We start from the raw sequence: 416 nt of genomic DNA, 5'->3' as shown, positions 1-416 counted from the left end.
GGCCCGGGTGCCGCGGTCGCGCTGCACCGACGGCCCGCCGCCCTCGTAGGAGATGGTGTAGCCGACCCGGTCCGCCAGCTGCTCGACGGCCTCGACGAAGGAGACGTGCTCGATCTTCTGCAGGAACGAGTAGACGTCGCCGCCCTCGCCGCAGCCGAAGCAGTGGTAGGTCCCGTGGTTGGGCCGGGCGTGGAAGGAGGGCGACTTCTCGTCGTGGAACGGGCACAGGCCCTTCATCGAGTCGCCGCCGCTGCGCTTGAGCGCGACGTACTCCCCCACGATGTCTTCGATGTGTACCCGGTCGCGAATGGCCGCGATGTCTCGTTCAGAAATTCGGCCCGCCACTGGGCCAGTCTAGGGCCTGCGCCGCCACACCCCGTCAGCTCAGGGTCGATCCGTGACGCACACCTTAGGAT

1 protein-coding gene is annotated in these 416 nt (G+C 68.0%); it reads right to left on the bottom strand.

Annotation, left to right across the window (positions count from 1 at the left end; genetic code table 11):
• Nucleotides 1-345 (bottom strand): CHC2 zinc finger domain-containing protein (locus AC1DYG_RS20115; protein WP_477641606.1); only part of this gene is annotated, 345 nt, incomplete at its 3' end.
• Nucleotides 346-416 lie beyond the last annotated feature (71 nt).

This window comes from Pedococcus sp. P1_H8 (assembly GCF_056405175.1).
The sequence above is the reverse complement of the archived record's forward strand: the minus strand, read 5'-3'. Positions and strand labels throughout refer to the sequence as shown.